General features: G+C 29.9%; 37 protein-coding genes, 1 other RNA gene and 1 pseudogene. 19 read left to right on the top strand and 20 right to left on the bottom strand.

Going from position 1 to position 20257, the window contains the following annotated elements; translation table 11 throughout:
- Positions 1-5: 5 nt before the first annotated feature.
- From pstC to EV02_RS08255, 9 genes are all read right to left on the bottom strand, one after another.
- Positions 6-953, bottom strand: coding sequence for a phosphate ABC transporter permease subunit PstC (gene pstC / locus EV02_RS08225; protein WP_032518710.1), 948 nt, complete (start codon positions 951-953; stop codon positions 6-8).
- Between the two features lie 105 nt (positions 954-1058).
- Entirely contained in the window at positions 1059-2030 is a 972-nt protein-coding gene (pstS, locus tag EV02_RS08230; protein WP_011862755.1) for a phosphate ABC transporter substrate-binding protein PstS, read from the bottom strand.
- A 154-nt stretch (positions 2031-2184) separates the two neighbouring features.
- Positions 2185-2553, bottom strand: coding sequence for a hypothetical protein (locus tag EV02_RS08235; protein ID WP_032518709.1), 369 nt, complete (start codon positions 2551-2553; stop codon positions 2185-2187).
- Complete coding sequence (locus EV02_RS08240; RefSeq protein ID WP_032519172.1) at positions 2554-2907, bottom strand: c-type cytochrome; 354 nt, start codon at positions 2905-2907, stop codon at positions 2554-2556.
- Between the two features lie 54 nt (positions 2908-2961).
- A complete protein-coding gene (locus tag EV02_RS08245) occupies positions 2962-4017 on the bottom strand; it encodes a potassium channel family protein (RefSeq protein WP_011376270.1) in 1056 nt (351 codons plus the stop codon).
- A 183-nt stretch (positions 4018-4200) separates the two neighbouring features.
- Complete coding sequence (locus EV02_RS09805) at positions 4201-4332, bottom strand: hypothetical protein (RefSeq protein ID WP_011818220.1); 132 nt, start codon at positions 4330-4332, stop codon at positions 4201-4203.
- Positions 4333-4409: 77 nt separating this feature from the next.
- A complete protein-coding gene (locus EV02_RS08250; protein WP_025922294.1) occupies positions 4410-4763 on the bottom strand; it encodes a DUF1499 domain-containing protein in 354 nt (117 codons plus the stop codon).
- Between the two features lie 122 nt (positions 4764-4885).
- Positions 4886-5023: a hypothetical protein gene (locus tag EV02_RS09355; RefSeq protein ID WP_193742596.1), complete on the bottom strand. Its 138-nt coding sequence runs from the start codon at positions 5021-5023 to the stop codon at positions 4886-4888.
- 96 nt (positions 5024-5119) lie between these two features.
- Positions 5120-5503: a hypothetical protein gene (locus EV02_RS08255; RefSeq protein ID WP_032518706.1), complete on the bottom strand. Its 384-nt coding sequence runs from the start codon at positions 5501-5503 to the stop codon at positions 5120-5122.
- 283 nt (positions 5504-5786) lie between these two features.
- Between EV02_RS08255 and EV02_RS08260 the strand changes: the two genes are divergently transcribed.
- Positions 5787-6098, top strand: a complete 312-nt coding sequence (locus tag EV02_RS08260; protein WP_011818215.1) for a DUF3303 domain-containing protein — start codon at positions 5787-5789, stop codon at positions 6096-6098.
- 310 nt (positions 6099-6408) lie between these two features.
- Here EV02_RS08260 and EV02_RS08270 read toward each other — a convergent pair whose 3' ends face one another.
- Together EV02_RS08270 and EV02_RS08275 are read right to left on the bottom strand one after the other, a co-directional pair.
- Positions 6409-6651, bottom strand: a complete 243-nt coding sequence (locus tag EV02_RS08270) for a hypothetical protein (protein ID WP_032518702.1) — start codon at positions 6649-6651, stop codon at positions 6409-6411.
- 21 nt (positions 6652-6672) lie between these two features.
- Positions 6673-6909, bottom strand: a complete 237-nt coding sequence (locus EV02_RS08275) for a hypothetical protein (RefSeq protein WP_025890625.1) — start codon at positions 6907-6909, stop codon at positions 6673-6675.
- A 531-nt stretch (positions 6910-7440) separates the two neighbouring features.
- Here EV02_RS08275 and EV02_RS09800 point away from each other — a divergent pair.
- The 5 genes from EV02_RS09800 (at position 7441) to EV02_RS08290 (ending at position 8852) form a co-directional block, all read left to right on the top strand.
- Positions 7441-7566, top strand: coding sequence for a hypothetical protein (locus EV02_RS09800; RefSeq protein ID WP_275040695.1), 126 nt, complete (start codon positions 7441-7443; stop codon positions 7564-7566).
- Positions 7567-7857: 291 nt separating this feature from the next.
- Positions 7858-8109 carry a hypothetical protein gene (locus EV02_RS08280; protein ID WP_032518699.1) on the top strand — a complete coding sequence of 84 codons (252 nt, stop codon included), beginning with the start codon at positions 7858-7860 and terminating at the stop codon, positions 8107-8109.
- 14 nt (positions 8110-8123) lie between these two features.
- The gene (locus EV02_RS09350) at positions 8124-8279 is read left to right on the top strand and encodes a hypothetical protein (protein ID WP_193742595.1); all 156 of its coding nucleotides are present in this window, start codon (positions 8124-8126) and stop codon (positions 8277-8279) included.
- A 91-nt stretch (positions 8280-8370) separates the two neighbouring features.
- A complete protein-coding gene (locus EV02_RS08285; protein WP_032518698.1) occupies positions 8371-8598 on the top strand; it encodes a hypothetical protein in 228 nt (75 codons plus the stop codon).
- Positions 8598-8852, top strand: a complete 255-nt coding sequence (locus EV02_RS08290; protein WP_032518696.1) for a hypothetical protein — start codon at positions 8598-8600, stop codon at positions 8850-8852. Before EV02_RS08285 ends, EV02_RS08290 begins: the two co-directional genes overlap by 1 nt.
- Positions 8853-9384: 532 nt before the next feature.
- Here the strand turns inward: EV02_RS08290 and EV02_RS08295 are convergent.
- A complete protein-coding gene (locus EV02_RS08295) occupies positions 9385-10050 on the bottom strand; it encodes an SDR family oxidoreductase (RefSeq protein ID WP_032518695.1) in 666 nt (221 codons plus the stop codon).
- 173 nt (positions 10051-10223) lie between these two features.
- Here EV02_RS08295 and EV02_RS08300 point away from each other — a divergent pair, with 173 nt between their 5' ends.
- The 8 genes and pseudogenes from EV02_RS08300 (at position 10224) to EV02_RS08325 (ending at position 12812) form a co-directional block, all read left to right on the top strand.
- Complete coding sequence (locus tag EV02_RS08300) at positions 10224-10430, top strand: hypothetical protein (RefSeq protein WP_032518694.1); 207 nt, start codon at positions 10224-10226, stop codon at positions 10428-10430.
- A gap of 62 nt (positions 10431-10492) precedes the next feature.
- The gene (locus EV02_RS08305; RefSeq protein ID WP_032518693.1) at positions 10493-10684 is read left to right on the top strand and encodes a hypothetical protein; all 192 of its coding nucleotides are present in this window, start codon (positions 10493-10495) and stop codon (positions 10682-10684) included.
- A complete protein-coding gene (locus EV02_RS08310; RefSeq protein ID WP_032518691.1) occupies positions 10674-10883 on the top strand; it encodes a hypothetical protein in 210 nt (69 codons plus the stop codon). The genes EV02_RS08305 and EV02_RS08310 overlap by 11 nt, the downstream gene beginning before the upstream one ends.
- A 181-nt stretch (positions 10884-11064) precedes the next feature.
- A pseudogene (locus EV02_RS0108515) lies at positions 11065-11276 on the top strand (TIGR02450 family Trp-rich protein).
- Between the two features lie 99 nt (positions 11277-11375).
- Positions 11376-11549: a hypothetical protein gene (locus EV02_RS09345; RefSeq protein WP_187146064.1), complete on the top strand. Its 174-nt coding sequence runs from the start codon at positions 11376-11378 to the stop codon at positions 11547-11549.
- A 525-nt stretch (positions 11550-12074) separates the two neighbouring features.
- Positions 12075-12329, top strand: coding sequence for a chlorophyll a/b-binding protein (locus tag EV02_RS08315; RefSeq protein WP_032518688.1), 255 nt, complete (start codon positions 12075-12077; stop codon positions 12327-12329).
- Between the two features lie 96 nt (positions 12330-12425).
- Positions 12426-12623, top strand: a complete 198-nt coding sequence (locus EV02_RS08320; protein ID WP_032518686.1) for a hypothetical protein — start codon at positions 12426-12428, stop codon at positions 12621-12623.
- Positions 12624-12629: 6 nt separating this feature from the next.
- On the top strand, positions 12630-12812 hold the full coding sequence (locus EV02_RS08325; protein WP_032518685.1) for a hypothetical protein: 183 nt from the start codon (positions 12630-12632) through the stop codon (positions 12810-12812).
- A gap of 495 nt (positions 12813-13307) precedes the next feature.
- Here EV02_RS08325 and EV02_RS0108510 read toward each other — a convergent pair whose 3' ends face one another.
- Positions 13308-13541 carry a hypothetical protein gene (locus EV02_RS0108510; RefSeq protein ID WP_032518684.1) on the bottom strand — a complete coding sequence of 78 codons (234 nt, stop codon included), beginning with the start codon at positions 13539-13541 and terminating at the stop codon, positions 13308-13310.
- 2 nt (positions 13542-13543) lie between these two features.
- The gene (locus EV02_RS08330; RefSeq protein ID WP_032518683.1) at positions 13544-13834 is read right to left on the bottom strand and encodes a DUF1651 domain-containing protein; all 291 of its coding nucleotides are present in this window, start codon (positions 13832-13834) and stop codon (positions 13544-13546) included.
- A 129-nt stretch (positions 13835-13963) separates the two neighbouring features.
- Here EV02_RS08330 and EV02_RS08335 point away from each other — a divergent pair, with 129 nt between their 5' ends.
- From EV02_RS08335 to EV02_RS08345, 4 genes are all read left to right on the top strand, one after another.
- A complete protein-coding gene (locus tag EV02_RS08335) occupies positions 13964-14263 on the top strand; it encodes a hypothetical protein (RefSeq protein ID WP_241433689.1) in 300 nt (99 codons plus the stop codon).
- Positions 14264-14332: 69 nt separating this feature from the next.
- Positions 14333-14590: a hypothetical protein gene (locus tag EV02_RS0108505; protein ID WP_032518682.1), complete on the top strand. Its 258-nt coding sequence runs from the start codon at positions 14333-14335 to the stop codon at positions 14588-14590.
- 42 nt (positions 14591-14632) lie between these two features.
- Positions 14633-14827 carry a hypothetical protein gene (locus tag EV02_RS08340; protein WP_241433688.1) on the top strand — a complete coding sequence of 65 codons (195 nt, stop codon included), beginning with the start codon at positions 14633-14635 and terminating at the stop codon, positions 14825-14827.
- The gene (locus EV02_RS08345) at positions 14828-15577 is read left to right on the top strand and encodes an NAD-dependent DNA ligase (protein WP_032518680.1); all 750 of its coding nucleotides are present in this window, start codon (positions 14828-14830) and stop codon (positions 15575-15577) included. It abuts the gene before it with no gap.
- 123 nt (positions 15578-15700) lie between these two features.
- Here EV02_RS08345 and EV02_RS09340 read toward each other — a convergent pair whose 3' ends face one another.
- From EV02_RS09340 to EV02_RS08355, 5 genes are all read right to left on the bottom strand, one after another.
- Complete coding sequence (locus tag EV02_RS09340; RefSeq protein WP_193742594.1) at positions 15701-15853, bottom strand: hypothetical protein; 153 nt, start codon at positions 15851-15853, stop codon at positions 15701-15703.
- Positions 15843-15983, bottom strand: a complete 141-nt coding sequence (locus tag EV02_RS09335) for a hypothetical protein (protein WP_193742593.1) — start codon at positions 15981-15983, stop codon at positions 15843-15845. The genes EV02_RS09340 and EV02_RS09335 overlap by 11 nt, the downstream gene beginning before the upstream one ends.
- Positions 15980-16279 (bottom strand): DUF1651 domain-containing protein, encoded by a 300-nt coding sequence (locus EV02_RS08350; RefSeq protein ID WP_025943327.1) that lies wholly within the window; start codon positions 16277-16279, stop codon positions 15980-15982. Before EV02_RS08350 ends, EV02_RS09335 begins: the two co-directional genes overlap by 4 nt.
- Before the next feature lie 162 nt (positions 16280-16441).
- Positions 16442-16626, bottom strand: a non-coding RNA gene (gene ssrS / locus EV02_RS09160) — 6S RNA.
- 17 nt (positions 16627-16643) lie between these two features.
- Positions 16644-17834 carry a 5-(carboxyamino)imidazole ribonucleotide synthase gene (locus EV02_RS08355; RefSeq protein WP_032518679.1) on the bottom strand — a complete coding sequence of 397 codons (1191 nt, stop codon included), beginning with the start codon at positions 17832-17834 and terminating at the stop codon, positions 16644-16646.
- A gap of 125 nt (positions 17835-17959) precedes the next feature.
- Between EV02_RS08355 and aroB the strand changes: the two genes are divergently transcribed.
- Positions 17960-19051, top strand: a complete 1092-nt coding sequence (gene aroB / locus EV02_RS08360) for a 3-dehydroquinate synthase (protein WP_032518677.1) — start codon at positions 17960-17962, stop codon at positions 19049-19051.
- Here the strand turns inward: aroB and EV02_RS08365 are convergent.
- Positions 19048-20238: an SAM-dependent methyltransferase gene (locus EV02_RS08365; RefSeq protein ID WP_032518676.1), complete on the bottom strand. Its 1191-nt coding sequence runs from the start codon at positions 20236-20238 to the stop codon at positions 19048-19050. The two genes, aroB and EV02_RS08365, sit on opposite strands and share 4 nt — an antisense overlap.
- Positions 20239-20257: the final 19 nt, after the last annotated feature.

Genomic DNA, 20257 nt, shown 5'->3' with positions numbered 1-20257 from the left:
ATTATCTAATATTTGAGACTAAATTTCTTAACTAGCCACTGCGCAAAGATATTTACTACTAAAGAAAGGATCATCAGTACAAAAGCCGCATAAAACAGTGATGAAACCTGACTTCCATCAGCCTCACCAAACTGATTTGCGAGCATGGAGGAAATGGTATATCCAGGAGATAATAGAGACCAACTAAATGCATTTGAATTACCAATAATCATTGTCACGGCCATTGTTTCTCCCATTGCCCTACCTAAAGCCAATAGAACACCTGCCATAATTCCTGATAATGCTGCCGGCAAAATTACTGAAAAAATTGTTTTCCATCTACTTGCTCCAATGCCATAAGCCGCATTTCTTAGCTTTTTAGGAACCTGATTAAGTGAATCCCTTGCAATAGAAGTCACTATTGGCAAAAGCATTACTACTAAAATCAATATTGCTAACAAAGAATTCCTGCCTGTAGGTTCTGTACTGAATAAAGGTATCCAACCAAAGAAATTATGCAAAAAGACAAAAAAGGCTCTAAAAAAAGGTTCCATAACAAATATTGCCCAAAGTCCCAATACAACTGATGGGATTGCTGCTAATAATTCAACAAAAGAACCTATTATTTCTCTAAAAACTTTCGGGACAAAGTCCTCGGTAATAAATATTGCAGTTCCAACTCCCAAAGGGATAGTTATTAATAACGAAAGAAATGATGTTACTAATGTGCCATATATTGCGGTAAAAGCTCCGTATTCATCTTTTACAGGATTCCATTCAGAGGTTACTAAAAACTTCAAGCCATACCTTGAAAAGGATCCAAATGACTGGAAAAAGACTACTAAAATAATTCCTAAAAGTATTATTGCTACGAAACTAGACAAGACTAGAGCAGTATTCTTGAAGATAATATCTATATTTTTTTCGATACCGAATCTTTTACGATTCTTGAAAAGAGTTAATTTCTCTTCCATTAAAAAAAGAATATCTCTATAAATCTACTACTAAATGCTGTAAAAGACTTTAAGAGGACTTAAAGGTATATGAAAGTCATGATAATTTGACATCTATTAAAAAATTTAACTACCTATTTTTTCAACGGCAGCTCTTGATTTTAAAAGGATATTCCCTTTTAAGGGAATAAATCCAAGGGATGAAGCCTTATCTTGATACTCATCACTTAATAATGTATTAAAGGCTTGTTTTATTGCTTTAGTGTTTCTACCATTACCTTTTTCGTAAGCAAGTATCCATGTCAATGAAGCGATAGGGTACGCGCCTTTTGCTGTTGGATTAGGATTTTTACCCGCAAGATTTTCATCTAAAGTAATACCATTAAGAGCCTTAGCTCCTGCCTCTGCAGATGGTTTTAGAAACTCACCTGAAAGATTTTGAATCGCAGCAGCCTTAACATTACCTTTAATATATGACTGATTTACATAACCAATTGCGCCTGGAGTGTTTTGAATTACACCTGCAACACCCGCATTACCTTTTGCTCCAACACCTGCTGGCCACTTAACTGATTTACCAGTTCCTAAAGTCCATGTTGGTGAAAATGCTTCCATAGAATTTGTGAAAGCCTTAGTAGTTCCCGAACCGTCAGAACGATGTGTCCAAGTTAACTTTCCTGATTTACAACCTAATTCTTTCCAGTTTTTAACCATACCCATTGCAACTCGTACTGCTTGCTCTTGTGTAAGTTTCAAATCGCAATCATAGTTATAACCAAAAGCAATAGTTCCACCAACCATAGGTATTTGAACTAGTCCTCTAGTTACTTTCTCTATATCAGAATCTTTCATAGGATCATCTGATGCACCAAAGTTTACAGTTTGGTCTATAAAAGCTTTTCTTCCAGAGCCCGAACCAACTGCTTGGTAATTAACCCTTGGTCCACCAGATTTGGCTAAGTCAAAAAACCACCTAGTATAAATTTTCGAGGGAAATGTAGCACCTGCTCCGCTCAATCTTTTTGAAGCAATCGCTTCTTGAGAGAGAACTAATGAGATAGCAGAAGATAAAATAAGGACTTTTTTGAAAATGCCCACTTTTAATGAGTAATAATAATGTTAAATATAAATTACAGCCAAAAGTTAATTTAAAAATTTCAAGATATATTAATCAAATTATTTTGATATAAATAATAATTATTTATATCTCTGCATTAAGAGATCAGCTAGAAATTAAATATCAACTCTTTATTTAGAATTTAATTTTTGTTGTTATTCTGTTTTTATTTTGAGATTTGAATTCAAAAATTCCTGTTTCAGTAAATATGGTCAACTCATCTCCAGATGTTTCTTCAATTGCAATTCCCTCAGACTCTAAATTTTTAACAAAAACATTCCCAATAAGTTTTAGAGATTTATCATCCTTGTCAAAAGAAAGCTTGTCAGAATAAGCCTCAAAATTACCACTATTGCTTTTAATAAATACATTTCCAATAGCCTCTAAATCACCTTCTAAAGTATTTACTTGAGAATCAGATGTAATTGTGTAATTAGTTAATTCCTCAGCAAAAGAAAATTCAGATAATAGAAATAAAAACGATGCTAGAAGTACTCTTTTCATTTACTCCCAACCTTTTTGTGCATTTTGAATAATCCATTGTGCAAGAACCTTATCCTCTCCATCCTTCAATTTATTTTTATAGCCTTTCATAAAACCAATCCCATCATTAGCAATTATTTTTATTGAATTTACATCTGCTATTCCTCTTTTTTCAAGGTCGGAGAGTTTTAATGATTTGGATCCTTTAAGGACTACTGATCCACCTCTTACATGGCAACCTGCACAAACATTTCTAAAAATTGTCTCTCCATCTCTAATATCAGAAGCTATTAGATATCTATTTTGCAAAGAGGTTTGAAAAATAATTATTAAAGTTATTACAGGAATTACAATTAGAAATTTAAATATTTTCATTTGATTTATTCCACCCACAATCAAGTTAGCAAATAATTCTGTATCTCAATCTATCTATTTTAATAACTCTACTGCTACTACAAGATTGCCCAACAAACCGTTCAAAATATTTAGCTGTTCTTTACTACCAAATGCTATTAATACCTGACCTGGTTGAAGTATGAAATTACCTCCTGGATTAGTGAACAATTTTTCATTTTCTTTTATAGCTAATATTTTTGCACCACTCTTTTTACCTATTCCAAGTTCAGAGAGTGATCTTTTCTCTGCAGTTTCAAAAAGACTAATATCATTACTTAATTCAAATTCTTCAATCTCACATTCACTTCCTGCGAGCAGATCAAGAAAGTCAATAGCAATAGGTCTTAAAGCCATTGATGCCATTGCTCTTCCTGCTGCAATATAAGGGCTTACAACTATACTTGCCCCAGCTAATCTCAACTTACTTGCAGCCTCTTCAGTGCCAGCTCTTGCTATTACTCTTATAGAACTTCTTATACCTTTAGCACTCAAAACTACATATAAATTTGCAGCATCGTTAGGTAAGGTGACGACCAAACTCTTACATTTTTCTAATCCTGCTAGTTTTAAAGTCTCGTCAAGAGTTGCATCAGCACAAAGAACTTCTAAACCATTTTCTTCTGCAATCTTTTTTCTATCTTCATCGCTCTCAACCACAATAATTGGAATATTTTGCGTTTTTATTTGGTTAGAAATTTCCTGACCTACCCTCCCATATCCGCACAAAATTACATGATTTTCCATTTTTCTAAGAAGTCTTTTAAAACGTAATTCATTTACTCTTTGAAAATAGCCGGATTCAAATAATCTAACAGCTTTTTGAAAGGTAAATTGAATAAAGATCAATCCGCCAACGATTACTAAAACAGTTACTATCCTGCCTTCAGGACTTAAAGGTTGAACTTCTCCAAAACCAATAGTGGTTATTGTGATCAGAACCATCCATAAGCAATCACTCCATTCCCAACCCTCTGTTATTCGATAGCCAATTGCACCTAAAAAAAACAGAAAGAATAAAGAATAAATAAGACCAAACCAAGGCCTTAAATAGTCTTTAATAAAATAGAACTCAAATAATCTAAGCTTCATATCCCTTATTATCGTTAACTATTCAAAAATTTCAAAAAAATTTTTTATTATGTTCCTAAAACTATTTATTTGATTAAGTGAAATACATATTAAGTAGGATAATAATATTTTTTTTCGTAGCTGTATGCATTAAACAAATGATTACTGTCTCAGGTCTTATTTAATGCTTGATTTAAAATTAATTTATGGTTTTACTTGTACTGATTCAATAAGAAAATCAGAAGCTGCTTTTAACCAATCAGCGACTGTAAGACGGAGGTCAGGTTGAGAATATACAAGCGCGACAATAATTCCAACTAAAATTATCTTCACCATGGCAATTCAAATATTCTTATGAATTAAAGCACAACTATTTGGTAAAAAGAACCTTAAATTTATAAATAATAGATTAATTAAAATTTCTCTAATTGATTAAACAAGTATTCCACTCTTCTTAGATTCACACCTAAATCTGATTGTCCTAATCTTGCTGCAGATCTTATCTGAATAATTCCTTTAGATCTATCTACATAACTTCTCACATCAAGCTTTAAAATTTCGAGGTCATCTGGAAATCTAAAAATTAAGCTTCTACAAACACCCCTCCAATAATTTCTACCACTTTCAATAACTTCTGTACGAGGTAACCCTTCTGCCAGAGAAACAAGTTGAATAAACTTTTGATCAACATTTATTAGTTTCTTTTCTATTAAGACACTATTTAATGGATTAGTTATTGGAGCAAGACCTTGGATGGAAGAAACCATATTTTTTTAATAACGATGTAGATGTTCTAACCGATTTCATATGTAAAGTGAGAGAAAAAAGCAAAGAATTTTCCCATTAATTTGATCTCTTTATAAAGATTCCTTATTTTGTGATCAAAATTCTAAAATTTGAGGTTTTTTATTGTTTTTTTTGATAAAGATGGTTGCCTACTTTGTTTACTATTTAGTTTCATAACCCATAAAAAAACTCCAACAAACAAAAAAATTTCAACAATAATTCCAACTTTTATTAGACTCATTTTTTATCCTCTTTTTTCTTGTTGGTGCCCTCTATGTATGGCACAAGGATATTTAATAACCACTTTTTAAATGAACTTAAAGGTTGCATAATCTATTTACTTGCCTTTTCTCCACATACTCCTCCCTTTAATGAGATCCTCTATATTTGGCCAAGCTGCTATTAACTCTTTAAGTGCTTTTCTATTAGGAGTATAAAAAACACAAGACAATGCACTTATGACATAAAGTATGAACCACAACTTACTTTCTGAATAAGCTAAAAACAAAGAGAAAAGAAAACTTCCAATAAAGAAAAAGAAAAATGACCTATTTAATATTTCTAATGGAGTTCTTTTAAGTCTGTAAAATTTAATCATCTTAATATCTTCTGCAGTATCTTTTTGAAATTTACTTTCGTACGAATTAATTATTTCTTCTTCTAGAACTTTTTCATACTCTAAATTATCAATTGGATCACTACTATCCTTTTTATTTATCATTGCTATCAATACAGTACAAATATGGTAACTAATTTAAGGTATTTTAAAAAGTATCAAATTTTATCTGTTAACTGGAGCTATACGAACAGATCATGGTTTTGAAAATACTTCAAGATTGTCTTATTTATAAAAGATAAATTAGTCAAAATATTCTTTTTAATTTTCCCAAATCTTTCGGTCATTTAAAACAATCACTTCTATAAACTTCATAGCATTAATTAAATTAGGAGGCAATATCTAAATCTAGAGTTAAAATAGTTTAGAGATTTTAATAATAATCTATATGCAAAGGTATTTGATTTCCTACGAATTTACTGATGGCGAGGATCAAGAAGAAGGCGCAGAAATGCTAATTAATTGGTATGAATCAGGTGGTCCCCAAAACAGACCTGAAAACTATGAGGTTCATTCTTGGATTTTTATGGTTCAAAATGGGATTGGACATTCTGTAGTGAGTGCAGATTCTCTTGAGACAATTTGGAAGCAATGGCATCCCTGGAGAAGGTTAATGGATATAAGTATTCAGCCTTGTATGGATCTTGATGAGACAGTCGGATTATTCAAAAAACAAAAAATGAATACACGGATAGTCTAAAAGTACTTCTAAGTTCTAAATATAAATTTCTTTTTAGTAGCACCTAATACTACATACATATTTCACTGCGTTAAAAAGGATAAGATTAATTTTCCATGATGAATGATTCTTATCACATTTACTTCAAAGGAGAAATTCTTTTCAAGAATTTAAGTAAAGATGAATTTGAATTTGTTTGGGGAAAACTTTATATATCTTATATAAATGCCCTAAATAAAGAGCTAACCTACGAATTAGTTAGCGAAAGCAATATTATGGAGCCGGCCTTTAACCTTGAGCCATCTTACTAAATCAAGAACTAAATCCTAGATTATGAATAAAACAAGAAAAGCTGTCTCTCTTTTATTTTAAGGTACTCTTTCTCTTCTTTAGTTATATCTAAAGCAATTTTATTTGCCTCAATTTCGACATTTGAACTATAAGTTTCAAAGTTTTCCTCTCTTTTAAATAGGGCAACGATGCCAATATCTGTTATAAGCCAAATAAAATGATCAGTTTCTCCAATTGGCTCCTCTTTTAAAGAGTCAATAATCAAATCACAGGTTGAGTCCACTTAATTATTCTGAGAGAAATTTTAATTGCCCCCGTTGCAATACCTTACAGCCTCAGAATTGGTACCGCCATCTTCAATAATTTCTGCAACACATTTATTGAAAAGTTTAGACTCTTTTTTTACTGAACAGAATCCAAAAGCGATTGCAGCTAAAGCTATTGCAGATACGAAACTAGAACCAAGTTGTATAAAACCATAGGCAAACATAATGTTTTTCTTTCCAGAACATTTTTTTGAATCCTTTTTTTCTTCTGTCATTTAAAATTTTTTAACTTAGTTAACCTTATTTGATCAGCTTTAGGTTTGAGAAATATTTGCATACAGAAAACCGAATTAAACAATTTTTACACATATGACAAAAATTAAAAATTTCAAGTTTTGATTGATTTTTCTTCACTTTAATTTTCAATTTGATACATCATGAAGAAAAAACTTTTTAAATTGTTTATCAACATGAGATTCTGGTATAGAAAATTTATCTTTTTTAAAAAGTAATGATCCCACTGTTATAACAAGAGATTATGTTACTTTTTAAACTATATTTTATTTTTTTTGATGAAGTATTAATACTTAAAAACTTTTCCAGAAAAGCTTGTTTTGATAATGCTCCCGAAGAGTTATCCACTTTTTAAGCGTTTTTCAACAGGGTTTTCCACAATATGTTGATTAAATTTGAATTTCTATGTGCAAAATAAAATATTATCTTCTTTTAAGAAAAAACTATCCACAAATTTTTTTGGGGATCACTATGATTTCACATGTCTTTTAAATAATTTAAGAACAATTCTTATGAATCTAAATCAGACAAAAAAGGATTTAAGTCCCGAAATCAGAAAAGAGTTGGAAAAATCTAAGCTCAAAGTTCTCACTAACGAAAATGATTTTTTAGTAAAAAACCTCAAAAAAGCTGGATGATTTATTAGATTTAAAAAATATTTTTAAACGACAAATCTTCAAAAATTCCTTATCTATGGTGAAATAATTATTTCTTAAATGTACACCCACAAAAGTTTTAGTTTCTCAAATATAAAATTTCTATTAAATATACAAACTAATTACTCCAGATACTAAACATATAAAACAAATACTAGTTATATTATCGAAATCTCAGTATGAGATCAGATTAGAAATATAAACGGGAAAAATTATTTAAATTATTTAAACACTTAGCTTTTCCTGTATCAGAATCATAGTTTATTTCAAAAGATGAATACCCAAGAACTAAAAGTCAGTTATAAAAAGCTTTTAAATAAAGCTGCCCAAGCAAACGGTCGTAAAGAAACTGTTTCTTACTTAAATCGTGCTGCTAAAATTAAATCAAAGATCTATTCAAACACTAAAGTAAATTGCTTTAGATGTAATGGAGCAGGTTTTCTAAGAATTTCACTAGATGAGACTAAAACATGTCTATCTTGCTATGGGAAAGGTTTTTTAATTAAAGAAATTCAGCAGATTTAAAAACTTGATTATTCATGAAAGATCTCATTCAAGCTCACAAAAAATTAATTAAAACAGTAAAGGAACAAATGGGATTTTCTGATTACGGGATGTATTGGTTAGCTTTCATGGAAGGGGGTCTAACTATATGGCTGCTGGATAGAGTATTTTTCCACTGGTTAAAGTTTTAATTTTTATTTAAGTCAAAAAAATTTCTGCAGTTATTAAATAAATTAATTTATCGAAACCATTTGAAAAGTTGTAGGATGGTAAAAAACTAATATGCAATTACTCGGATTAATTCTTCTTCTAGCTAGTAGCTGGTATTTATGGAAATTAACATCAAACTTTCTTGATGAACCAACAAAAAAAGAACTAACTAATAGTTTAAATAGCCTGAAAAATAAATTCTCTGAGGGAAAACACAATTTCTCTAAAGCAAAAATAAGCGAGGCTTGGGAAAAATATAAAGAAGAAGGTGGTGCCTTATCTAATAAAGAAAAAAGCTAGTGGACTTTTTTTTAATTACAAGTCTCACTAAAGATATTTCTAGAATTGATCTTATTGGTATTTTGTTTGGTCATTTAATTTTTGGTATTGCATTGACACACATTTTAGATTGGACATGGTTAAAGAACCTTATGAGTGAAGAAGATAAAACAAGGATGCTAGAAAATTATACATGGAAAGACTTATTAGTAGATGGAGCAATTGTTACGGTAGTTCTAGGAATAATCTTTTTGATAATTAGCATTTTTCTATAAATGAACTTAACTTACATCCTTTTAGTTTTTTTAATGATATCAATTGTGATTTTCACTCAAATAATCAATTCATCCGATAAATCAAAATAAATGACCGAAATAACTAGCAACTCCTCAACTGGATGGTACTTAATCGCTTTGGTAAGCACTTTATCATTTTTAGCCTTAATTTACTTCGGTCAAAAAAGATAGAGAAAATTTTGAAAGAATATTTAAATTAATAAAAAAGCTCCGCAACTACTTGAGATGCAGAGCATTTAACTATTAAGTAACTGATTTATATAAATCTGTTAATTATAAAACCTTTTTTCTTAATCAAAGAAAAAGAGACCGATGAATGTGTTGAAGATTCTGAATTCACGGCCCCTTTAATAACCGCATTTTTCGGTAGATACGACAATGAATCACCTCCTTTACTAATATTTTTCTTAAGATAACTAACAGAATTAAACAAGGAAAGAAATTAGTTAAAAATTTAAAAGTTTTTTAACAAATTAACCATATAAATCTCTTAAAAATAAAAATATAGATTTTACCAAGGCAAAACTTCTCCGTTGGCATGCCAAAAAGTACCCGAGTTATTTTTATTTAAAGAATCAATACGTTTTAAAAGGCCATTTGCTGACTCTTCAGGACTAATTCCATTTCTTGTAAAGCCAGTCATTCTTGTACTCACTAACCCAGGATGCAAAATAGCTACATAGATATCATCTCTTGATAAATCTATGGAAAGTGATTTTGCTGCCATAGACAAGGCTACCTTAGACATCCTGTAACCATAAGAACTTCCTGATGTATTATCTTTAATAGATCCCATTCTACTTGTGATAAAAGCAACTTTAGAAGATCTTTTTAAAAGATGTTTAAATGATTGAGTCATACATATCGGGCTCAATGCATTGACTTCAAATTGGCGCAAAATACTTTTTTTATCTAAGTTTTCGAAAGAATTAAATTCATAAATTCCTGCATTATGAATTAAGCAATCTAAATTGACTCCAGATAGTTTTTTACACAAATTTGATATTGACTCATCAGAAGAAATTTCTACATTCTCCTCAATTCTCACTCCTAAATCTCTAAGTTCTTTTGAAGCTTTCCTACACGTTGCAATTACTTTTTCTCCCCTCTTATGAATTTGCCTACATAGTTCTAATCCAATCCCCCTATTTGATCCTGTAACTAGATAAGTCGACATCTCTAAACTAAAAAATAAATAATTAATCTAAATCCAAATTAAAAAAAAACAAACTAGAAAAAGAAAAAATTTATAAAATTCCTTATTAGATTTTTTAAGGTTATGATGAGTTAGGAAATTTTAAAAATTTTATATAAGAAAGCAAAGATATTTTTATCATCAAAATTAAATGTATGGAAATTTTCAATCAAGAATTTATACAAGAGATTATTAGGTTAACGTGGAGAAATCCTGCTTTCATGGCTATAGCTATTGCGTTAATTTGGCTTATCCCACAATTATTTATCAGAAAAATAATGGCAAAAAAATATGAAAGAAGAAAAATAGAAATTCAGAAAAATAAAATTCAGAAGCTTTACCCAACTAATACTCCTAAATAAGATTTTTATTTATAGGATGAACTAATGAATCAAAAAAAATACTTTTTGCATCTAAGTAAAATATGACGTACAAAATAATTAGAATTGATGGAAAAGAAGACGAATTAACAGCTCAAAGTTTTGATAAGTATTCAGATGCGTACGATTTGTTAGAGGAACTATATGGAGATTTATGTTGTTCAGATGCTGATTATGGAGGCATAACCTATTACGATATTGTGGAAAATAATCTAAAAAATATTAATGGAGAATAATAAATGGGCTCCCTCCCAAGAAGATAATTTAGGGGTAATAACGAGTGTATATGAATTCATTAAAGAAGAACTTTCAGAACTTCAAAAAAAAACTGGATGTCCCGATTCATTTATTTATGATTTTATTGGCAAAATTCAGAATGAATGGCATCCTGAATCTTGCCACTCCATAGTTAGAAATAAAAAAAGGAAAAATTAGAAAATATTAAATCTTAAACGCAAATTTATAAAATTTCTCTAATATAATTTGAATTTAAAAATATTAAATCATGATTATTAGAATACTAGGAATCATACTTATCCTTGGTACGATTGCATATTATGGTTTAGTGTTAACTGGGCAAAGCAACCTTTAGTTTTTTAAGTTTTAAAAATTTCTCATGAAATGGCCTCCTACTTTGTGTTGGACAGCACCAAAACAATTAATGGTAATAGGCATTTTCAAGTTAAAGCTTATGGTGGGAAAAATGAAGATAGATGGGTTGATATTTTTCCTACCAAAAATAAGAAAGATACTAAAAGAATCGCATGGGCAAAACTAAAATCAGAATGGACTACTGGATGGTTAAGGCTCCCAAAAGATAAAGATTAATTTGTCTATGTAAACAAATATTATTAACCAGAAAATTGTAAAAAATAATACCTAACTCAAAAAAAATAACTTCTAAAATTTTTTAAATTGCTGTTTAATATGAAGTCAGAACCGAAGAAAAAACTCCCTAATAAAAAAGTTATAAGTTCAGCAAAGTTTGAGGCTAAAGAACAATTCACAAAATCCGCATTAGAAAATTTAAAAACAGAAAATGAAAGACTTGTTAATTCACTAAAAAAATCTGGGGAGATTAAAGAATCAAAAAAAAAATAGACTTACAGTATTTAAAAAATTTTATTATTATAGAAATTTATAAATTGAGAAATGATTGAAAAAATCTCTCTAGCAAATTCTCACCTACCTCAACTTATTGGGTTCGTTTTAATGTCAATTGGTTACACATTAGGCAATAAATTCTACCTTCCTGAAATCAAACAAAAATAATAATTTCTAATTATTAAAAATACTTTAAATAAATAACATTGAAAATATATTCCTCATAAAAATTTTTCTATATTTTACCTGAGTTAAAGTAAAAACTTTAAAGCTAATTCTGTAATTCAATTAAGACTAGTGCTGCGATGTTACTGTCACATAAATGTAACATTAAAGTACTCAAAAATGTTAAATCCAAAGAAAAAGTAAGAATTCATACTAATTTTTTTTAAATATGTTACATTTATTAATAATTCAAGTTAAGGTTTCCTCTCTCAATAAAGCAGAAATAAGGAAATGTTTAATACATACAAATGTCATTTACTCTTTGGCTTAATAGTCGATCACACATGAAATATAAAAATGGATGCTCTTACTAGTTTTATAGTTGTTATCATCGCAATCACTATTCAATTCTCTTTATACGCCATCAAAAGGTTGCAGGAACCTTTAGAACCAAATTTTTTGTTAGATAAAAATTCGAAAAAAATAAAAAACTACATGGGTAAATTTTGGAAAAATGCCGAAATAACAAATGGGAGATTAGCTATGATTGGCTTTTTAGCTTTGATAATAAACTACGGTTTTTTTGGGTGGATAATTCCTGGTTTTATTTAAAATTTAAATACATTAAAGTTTTAAAAAAAATAAATCTCTCGTTCAAGACAAACTCTCCTTTTAAAAAAAAAATTTTTATTATAAGTAAAAAAACAATTGAGTAATTCTGATTTTGATAAAAATGGATTAGACAGCTATGGAATACATTGGCTTCAATATGCTGCTTTTGCTGTCTCTGGTTTTGCTATATTTACAACCTGGGCATTTTTTTATGATGAAAGATTCCACAACCTTGTAATGAATATTTTTAGGGTTATTAACTGCAGCGGGTTCAACTGTAATGGAGCATTTTAAAATTCTATGGCTAATCCAGATCAAAAAACAATATTAATTGATAATGCTTATGAGGAAATTAAAAACATATGTATAGATCTTCAAAAATATACTGATGCTTCGAATTTGGAAGTTAAATCTTTACTAAAACTAATTATGAACGAATGGGCAGAAAAGGAGGAGCAAAAAACTGGTTTTGGATTCAGGTAAATTTTGCCACTATCTAAGGAGCGACTTAGGCCTCAAATCACTTTAATATGAACAGATTTTTTACTTTTAATATTTATTATTTATAGTTTACATTTTTTAGAAAGAAATTAAAAAGGAATGAATCTCAAATAGAAGATTCATTCCAGATTTAGCATTAGTTTTATTAAGATTTAAATTTTATAATTAAACTCCTCTGGTGGACTGTCAATCATTAGATCCCTCCTATTCAACAAGTTAAACCTACGCCTTACTTATTAAGAAAGTAAATCGGTAAAAATGCTGATTTATTATTTCTAAAATGTTTGAATTAAAGAAGCCAATTCTGGTGCATCTAATAAAAGTGCAAAAAATGTAAGCACAACTAATAAAAATATGGAAAAGTAGAATTGAATCATGATTCAAAATTACTTAAAAAGAATTCTTTAAGTTGTATAAAATAATGCTTTGTTTACATAATTAAATATCTCAAACTAGAGAAGTTTAATTAGAGAATAATTAAGATGCTTCAGGAGAAAATATCGTCCTATTTTTTTGCCAATACTCACAACCTTTAAGTAAATGATCACCCTGTGGTATACGTTTTTCGTATTTTGGACAAATCAAGATAGTAGCAAAAGTTTCTGTAGTGCTGTAGCGAAAGTGATTGCAAGTAATACAAATCTTTGTTCGTTTTCGTTTTAGGGTAGATTCTTTTAGAAATTCCCATTTTGAAGGATTTACCTTGATCATTATTACTGGAATTTATTAGTAACAATTTGCCAACCTCCTGAAATTAATTCATTCCATGTTTCACTAGCACACTCAATAGAATGAAGTCTTGAATTTTTAATTTGGGCAGGTTCTCCTAATTCATTTGCATAGAAAAGATGAGTATATACTTGTAAGTTATTAGATACAGATTTCTTATAAATCTCAAAAAAAATTAATAAACCACTTTTTTTGTTAAACAACCAACCAGTTGGGGGGTCAATAAGGCTGCCACGATAAAAATAAGTCCGAACATTAGCGACTCCTAAAGTCATGAAGATAATACAGTTGTACTATTAATATAAATGTACTACTCTTAGACGTCAAGTATTCCTATGATAATTATTTAAATACTAAAATTAGTTTCCAGAAATAATCGGCCATAAACTTCTTATTTGGTAATAGTGAATACAAGTAACTCCTTGAAAAGGAAAATATCATTTAAAGAGTATCTCCAAAAGAATGCAATGTATCGAAATCCCTTCTATTTAGGATGGAACAAAGGTTGGTCTTTTTTATTTTTTTTAGAGGGTGGCATTCCAAAAATTGAAGCAAAAGGTTTTGGTATTTCTATTACAACAAAAGTTGAGAAAGGAGAATCACCCCTAGAATCTGCGGATAGATTAGTCTCGAAAGAGCAAAGGATTAGAAAATCAAGATATTATTCTTGGGTTAAATCTATTAATGAAAAAACAATAAATTAACCAATCCTTAAATTTCTAAAGTAATTTGTTGACAGTCAATTTAAAATAGAAAATAGTCATTTATTTTTCGTGTCCAATAAATTTTATGAATGGTGGGAAAACCATAGAAAAGTTGTAACCTATGGGGCTTTTGTCATCTTGTTTGGTTTTTATTTATCTCCTGTTGTGAAAGAAGCAAAATACAAAAACCAATGTATTAAGTACTCTACTAAAGGAGCTTTAACTAAATTTAATAAGGACGATATAGGAGAAACTTTATTAGAAGAAACAGGTTTGAATATTGATGAACTAGCAAAGATTGAGGGTTATAAGAATTGCATTAATTAAAAAGTTCGCAAAAATACGCTGAGTTTTTAAATGATTAAAGGTATGTTTAAACTTATCTTATTAATATTATTATTTGGATTTATATCAATAAGTCCAAAAACAAGATATTTGGTTGGCATGACTCTAAAAGAAATTTCTTCATTTATTTTATGGACTGTAAAATATGAAGATAGAGAAAAATGGATTATAGATAAACCAAGTTGGATACCTGACCAAAAACTTAAGCCATCGTATTAAATGAAGACTTATTTAGAAGAACGAATTGAATGGTATGACAATAATTATAGAAATGGAAATGCTTTAATCTCTGATAAGAAGTTTGACCAACTTGAAAAAAATTTATTAAGAACAAACCCAAATTGTGATTACTTTAAAAAGAAAAAGAAACTAGTTTTACCTTCATTAGAAAAAGATTCAATAGATGAATTTTTGAAAGGATTATTAGTAGATACCAGATTATTAATTGAACCAAAAATTGATGGCTGTGCTGTTGCTTTGCAATATAGGGATGGAACCTTGGAGAAAGCAATTTCAAGAAAAGGAGCAGACGTTACTAGTAAACTTATTAAAGTCCAAGACATTCCCAATAATCTCCCTTTACGAGGAGTTCTTCAAGTTAGAGGTGAATTATATGCACCCAACCAAAGTCCAAATATCTCCCAGAGAATCGCTTCTGGATTTCTAAGAGCTAAAGAAGGATTTTCTGAAAGTCTTAGCTTCTGCGCATTTCAAATACTTAATTCAACACTTAACCAATATGAGTCCAAAAAGAGTCTTTCACAGCTTGGCTTCACGATCCCTCAGCATATTTCATTAAAATTTACGAGCCAAGTTGAAGTATTTAGAAAACAATGGCTAGAAGGGAAGCTTTTTAGTAAATATCCAACAGATGGAATAGTAGTAAAAATAAATTCTAGAAAATTACAATTGATTAGAGAAAAATCAAACTTAGATTATCCTTATTGGCAAGTGGCAATAAAACGTTAATGGAATTAATACACCAGATTTTTCCTACTTGGCACATTTACTTGGATATGTTTTTAGTTGGCTTTGCAACTTACGGTTTTCTAAGAATTAAGAAAAAAATAAAAACTAAATAAAGTTTTTAAATCATCCGTGGTCCTTAAGCATGGATTTAAGTTGTTCGGTATCTAATTGTTCAAGATAATTTCTCATTGCCAACCAAGATCTTCTACTTTCTAACTTTCCACTTTGTTTAAATAAATTTGCGGAAACTTGATCTATCAATTCATTATGAGTCATATTTATATTCTTCATCAAGTTCAATGACAACACCATTAAAAAATTCTGCTAATAATTTTGATGGGTCTTGGATAGATATCTTTCTATCTACTTTTGATAATTTCTTTTTGATTGGATTTAAGTTAGTCATACAGATTCAGGTAATTCAAGTTCTTCAAAAGTCCAACCCTCTAATTGAAGGTCATGCCATTTATCCCAAGCATTATCCAGATACATTTGAGTGGATGATTTAATTGCCATTGGCTCACCAAGATCATTTGCATAATATGTATGAGCAAAAATTCTCATACTATTTCTTGGAGATTTTTTATTCCTTACAAATAAAATTAATCGGCTGCGGTCTGGGCTAAGCAACCAACCACTTGGGGACTCATTACGATAACCGTAAGAAAAATTAGTCCAAACATTAGCTCCTCCTAAAGTCATTACTTAGTAATACATGTGTACTATTAATATAAATACATTAGAAATGGATCGTCAAGTATTTTGGCAAATGAATTATTTACACTGATAGGGAATAAAAACAGCTCAGTTATTCCAAAAAAATAAAATACCCACCAAAAGCCTGTTTTAGCAAGCATTTTGATAGGTAACACCGGATCCCCGTCAGTTCTCTGCTGCATCGACCTGGAAATGCCAGAAGAGGATTCAAAGTGGGCTTTCGTTTCCGATTACAAGATCGGTTTACTACCGCATCACGACAGTCTCCTCATGTCGAAAGAGAGTCAGATCAGAGCACATAAAGAAGAACTTAACCAAAGATCCAGTAATCTAACTCTAGCTTATTTTTTTATGCATTTGGAGATGGCCAAATGTCTCTTACCATAGTTAATAAAATTTGAGCTTCATCATATCTTTCTGAATGCGTTTTACCATTTAATAAAAATGTGATGTGAGCCATTTTTCTTCCCAGAATTTCGCGAGATTTGCCATAACAATGAATATTAGAACCCTCAATTTCAGATAACATTTTAATTCTGGTTTCCATTGAGATTGGGAAATTCTTTTTTAACCCCAGTAGATTTATCATAATTGCACCTTCGCAGTTCATTTTAATTTCAGGTGGCATTATCCCAGAAGAAATGCAAACATATTGATCAAACTGACTTGAAGTGCAAGCTTCAATAGAGAAATGAGCTGAGTTATGTGTTCTAGGAGCTATTTCATTAATTAGAAGACCATTATCTCCATAGAAGAATTCAATAGCTAAAACTCCAACGTAATTAAGTTCATTGACTATCGAAGAGAAAATATTTATTGCAAATAAGTTCAAATCATATTCATTTGTTCCAGGTGCAAGAACCCAATCACAAACATGGTTTGATTGGAATGTCTCAACTATTGGAAAGAATCTTATCTTACCGGTCCTATCTCTCGAACCAACAAGAGCCAGTTCTTTTTCATACTCTATCCATTCTTCTATTAACCATTCATTAGAGTTATTCTCTGTTAAAAAAGAATCTAATTCTTCTTTTGTCTTTATTTTTCTGTTCCCTTTGCCGTCATATCCACCTTTATTTGATTTTGCCATTAGAGGAAAAGTCCAATTATTGATTTCCTCATCCGTGAGATTTTTAAAATCTTCAATACTTATCCATTTTGGGCAGGGAATATTCATTCTTTCTATTAATTTTTTTTGAGAAAACCTATCTACTAATGGCTTAATTGCATTAAGGCTTGGAACAAAAATATCTTTATTGTCAATTAAATTTAATTTATCAATTTTTATCCATTCATTTTCAAAAATTATTTTTTCACACTCATTAATTAATGATTTATTACCTCTTATCTTTAAAGGATCAGCTTCTATGACATGATCTGCTTTTAGACCAGCAGGATCATCACAAGATTTTGTTTGCACACATACTTCTAGATCTCTTTTTTTTGCTGCCTCGGTTAACATCAAAGCCAGTTGACCACCTCCAATTATTCCTAGGGAATAATTTTTCTTAATATCGTTTATATTTTTTTTTAAACTCATAGCATGATTTTATTACCATTTCTAATTCTTAACAACTGAATTTTTAAGGATCTAGAGCTTAGATTTTGCTAATATATAAAGTATTTAATACCAAATATTTATAAATTTTAACTAGGTAATCAATTGTGAATAAGAGAAGAATATTAGTCCCATTAGGTGATAAGTCATACGAAGTAACTCTTGAAGCAGGGATACTGAACAATATCAGCGAAGAACTTTTAAAAATTGGAATAACAAAGAATAGAAAAATACTTGTGATTTCAAATGAAGAAATATCAAATTTGTATGGAGAAAAATTCTTAAATAATTTAAAAGATAATCAATACCAGGCCAAAATGTTCCTTATCAAGGCTGGAGAATCATATAAAAACTTAAAAACCTTAAGTGAAATATATGATGTTGCATTTGAATTTGGCTTAGATAGAAATTCAATAATTATTGCCCTTGGCGGAGGAATTGTTGGAGATGTAAGTGGCTTCGCAGCTGCTACTTGGCTAAGAGGCATCGAATATATTCAGATTCCAACAACATTATTATCGATGGTTGATTCATCTGTGGGAGGGAAAACAGGAGTAAATCATCCAAAAGGTAAGAATTTAATTGGAGCCTTCAATCAACCTAAAGCAGTTTTTATTGATCCAGAAACTTTAAAAAGTTTGCCCAAAAGAGAATTTAATGCAGGCATGGCCGAAGTAATAAAATACGGAGTAATAAGAGATAAAGAACTTTTCGAATACTTAGAAATTGAAAAAAACAAAAATGAATTTTTAAATCTCAAAAATGAATATCTAATTAAAATAATTAATAGTTCAATTAAAACAAAGTCTCATATTGTTTCTCAAGACGAACATGAAAATGGTGTTAGAGCAATATTGAATTATGGTCATTCTTTTGGTCACGTTATTGAAAATTTATGTGGATACGGCAAATTTCTACATGGTGAGGCAATATCAATTGGTATGAATATTGCGGGCGAAGTAGCAATTGAAAAAGGGTTGTGGTCTAAAGAAGAATTAGAAAGACAGAAGAATCTTTTAAAGAGTTACGATCTTCCTACCGAGATCCCCAAAATAAATAAAGAAGACGTTCTAACAATACTTATGGGCGATAAAAAAGTTCGTGATGGCAAAATGAGATTTATATTACCGAAAGAAATCGGTGCTGTTGATATATATGACGACGTAGAAGATTCATTATTTTTAAAGTTTTTTTCTTAACGCAAACAGGTTGAAATTATATTCATTTTCTTGTCATTAAACTTTTTAAAAACAAACCACTTAAAATCACCTAAACAAACAGGATCAACGAGTCTGAGTAATGCCTCTCTTCTTAAAAGAGCATTTGATAAATCCTCTTTAATTTCTTTCTGAATCCCATAAAGTCTCTCTGCCAATCCAAGTGCCAACAAAGCTTCTCCTTGTTTAGTTATTCCAACGGTATCAAATCCAAGATTCTCAGCGTCATTAATTAAAGTTTCTATGCACACATGAGATGTTAAATCGCAATTTCCAGGAGAATTTAGGACATTATTCGTCATTTTTTGATTTTCATAAGAAACTATCGTTCCATCAGAATTCTTAGAGGTGTAGTATTTTTTGGCTTCTTTAGCGTAATCAATTATCAATAAAATACCATTATTAATTTTTTGATAAATAGCTTTTAACCATTTTGAGTTATCTATATGCCATTCTGTAGTCCATCCTTCAAGAGCATCTTCAGGCGGAATAGTTATTCCCAACTCACTTTTAGCAAGTTCAAAACTTTTTTCCAATTCACTTGTAATTGGCATTTTATCAAAAAATAATTTATGAGATTTTTTGTCTATAGAAACTGCTTGTCGAATTAATTTTCCTTTTGAAAAAGTTATTCTCTCTACTGGCAATGCATCCAAAACCTCATTTGCTATAACTATTCCATTAATATTATTTTCCTCTACTTCATCCAAACCTTTCCATAAAATATCAATACCTAAGTTCAAAAATTCCTCCAATTTATTTTTTTGTTTTTCTACCATCCCTTCATTTAGTTCAATAATTACAAAGGAAATTCCTTCTAAAAAATTCTTGTTGTTTTCTAAAAAATATTTAATTAATCCACTCATAAAGCTTCCATCTCCAGCTCCAAATTCAGTTACAGCTAATTTCTGATTAGATAAAAAACTACTTTTGAACTGAATCAACCAATCTTCTATTTGTTTACCAACCAAAAAAGCAAAATCATCAGATAAAGATGGTGATGTGACAAAATCTCCTCGAACGCCTAATTCAGCTTTACCGCTGCCGTAATAACCATTAATAGGATCATTTAATGCAAAATTCATAAAGTCATAAAAACTTATAGTCCCACCCATTTTTATTATTTTTTTTACTAACCAATCTGGATTATTCGCGGGTAAGCTATTCATCGGCGAAAATATAAAGAGA

This window comes from Prochlorococcus marinus str. SB (genome assembly GCF_000760115.1).
Lineage (GTDB): Bacteria > Cyanobacteriota > Cyanobacteriia > PCC-6307 > Cyanobiaceae > Prochlorococcus_A > Prochlorococcus_A marinus_D.
The sequence above is the reverse complement of the archived record's forward strand: the minus strand, read 5'-3'. Positions and strand labels throughout refer to the sequence as shown.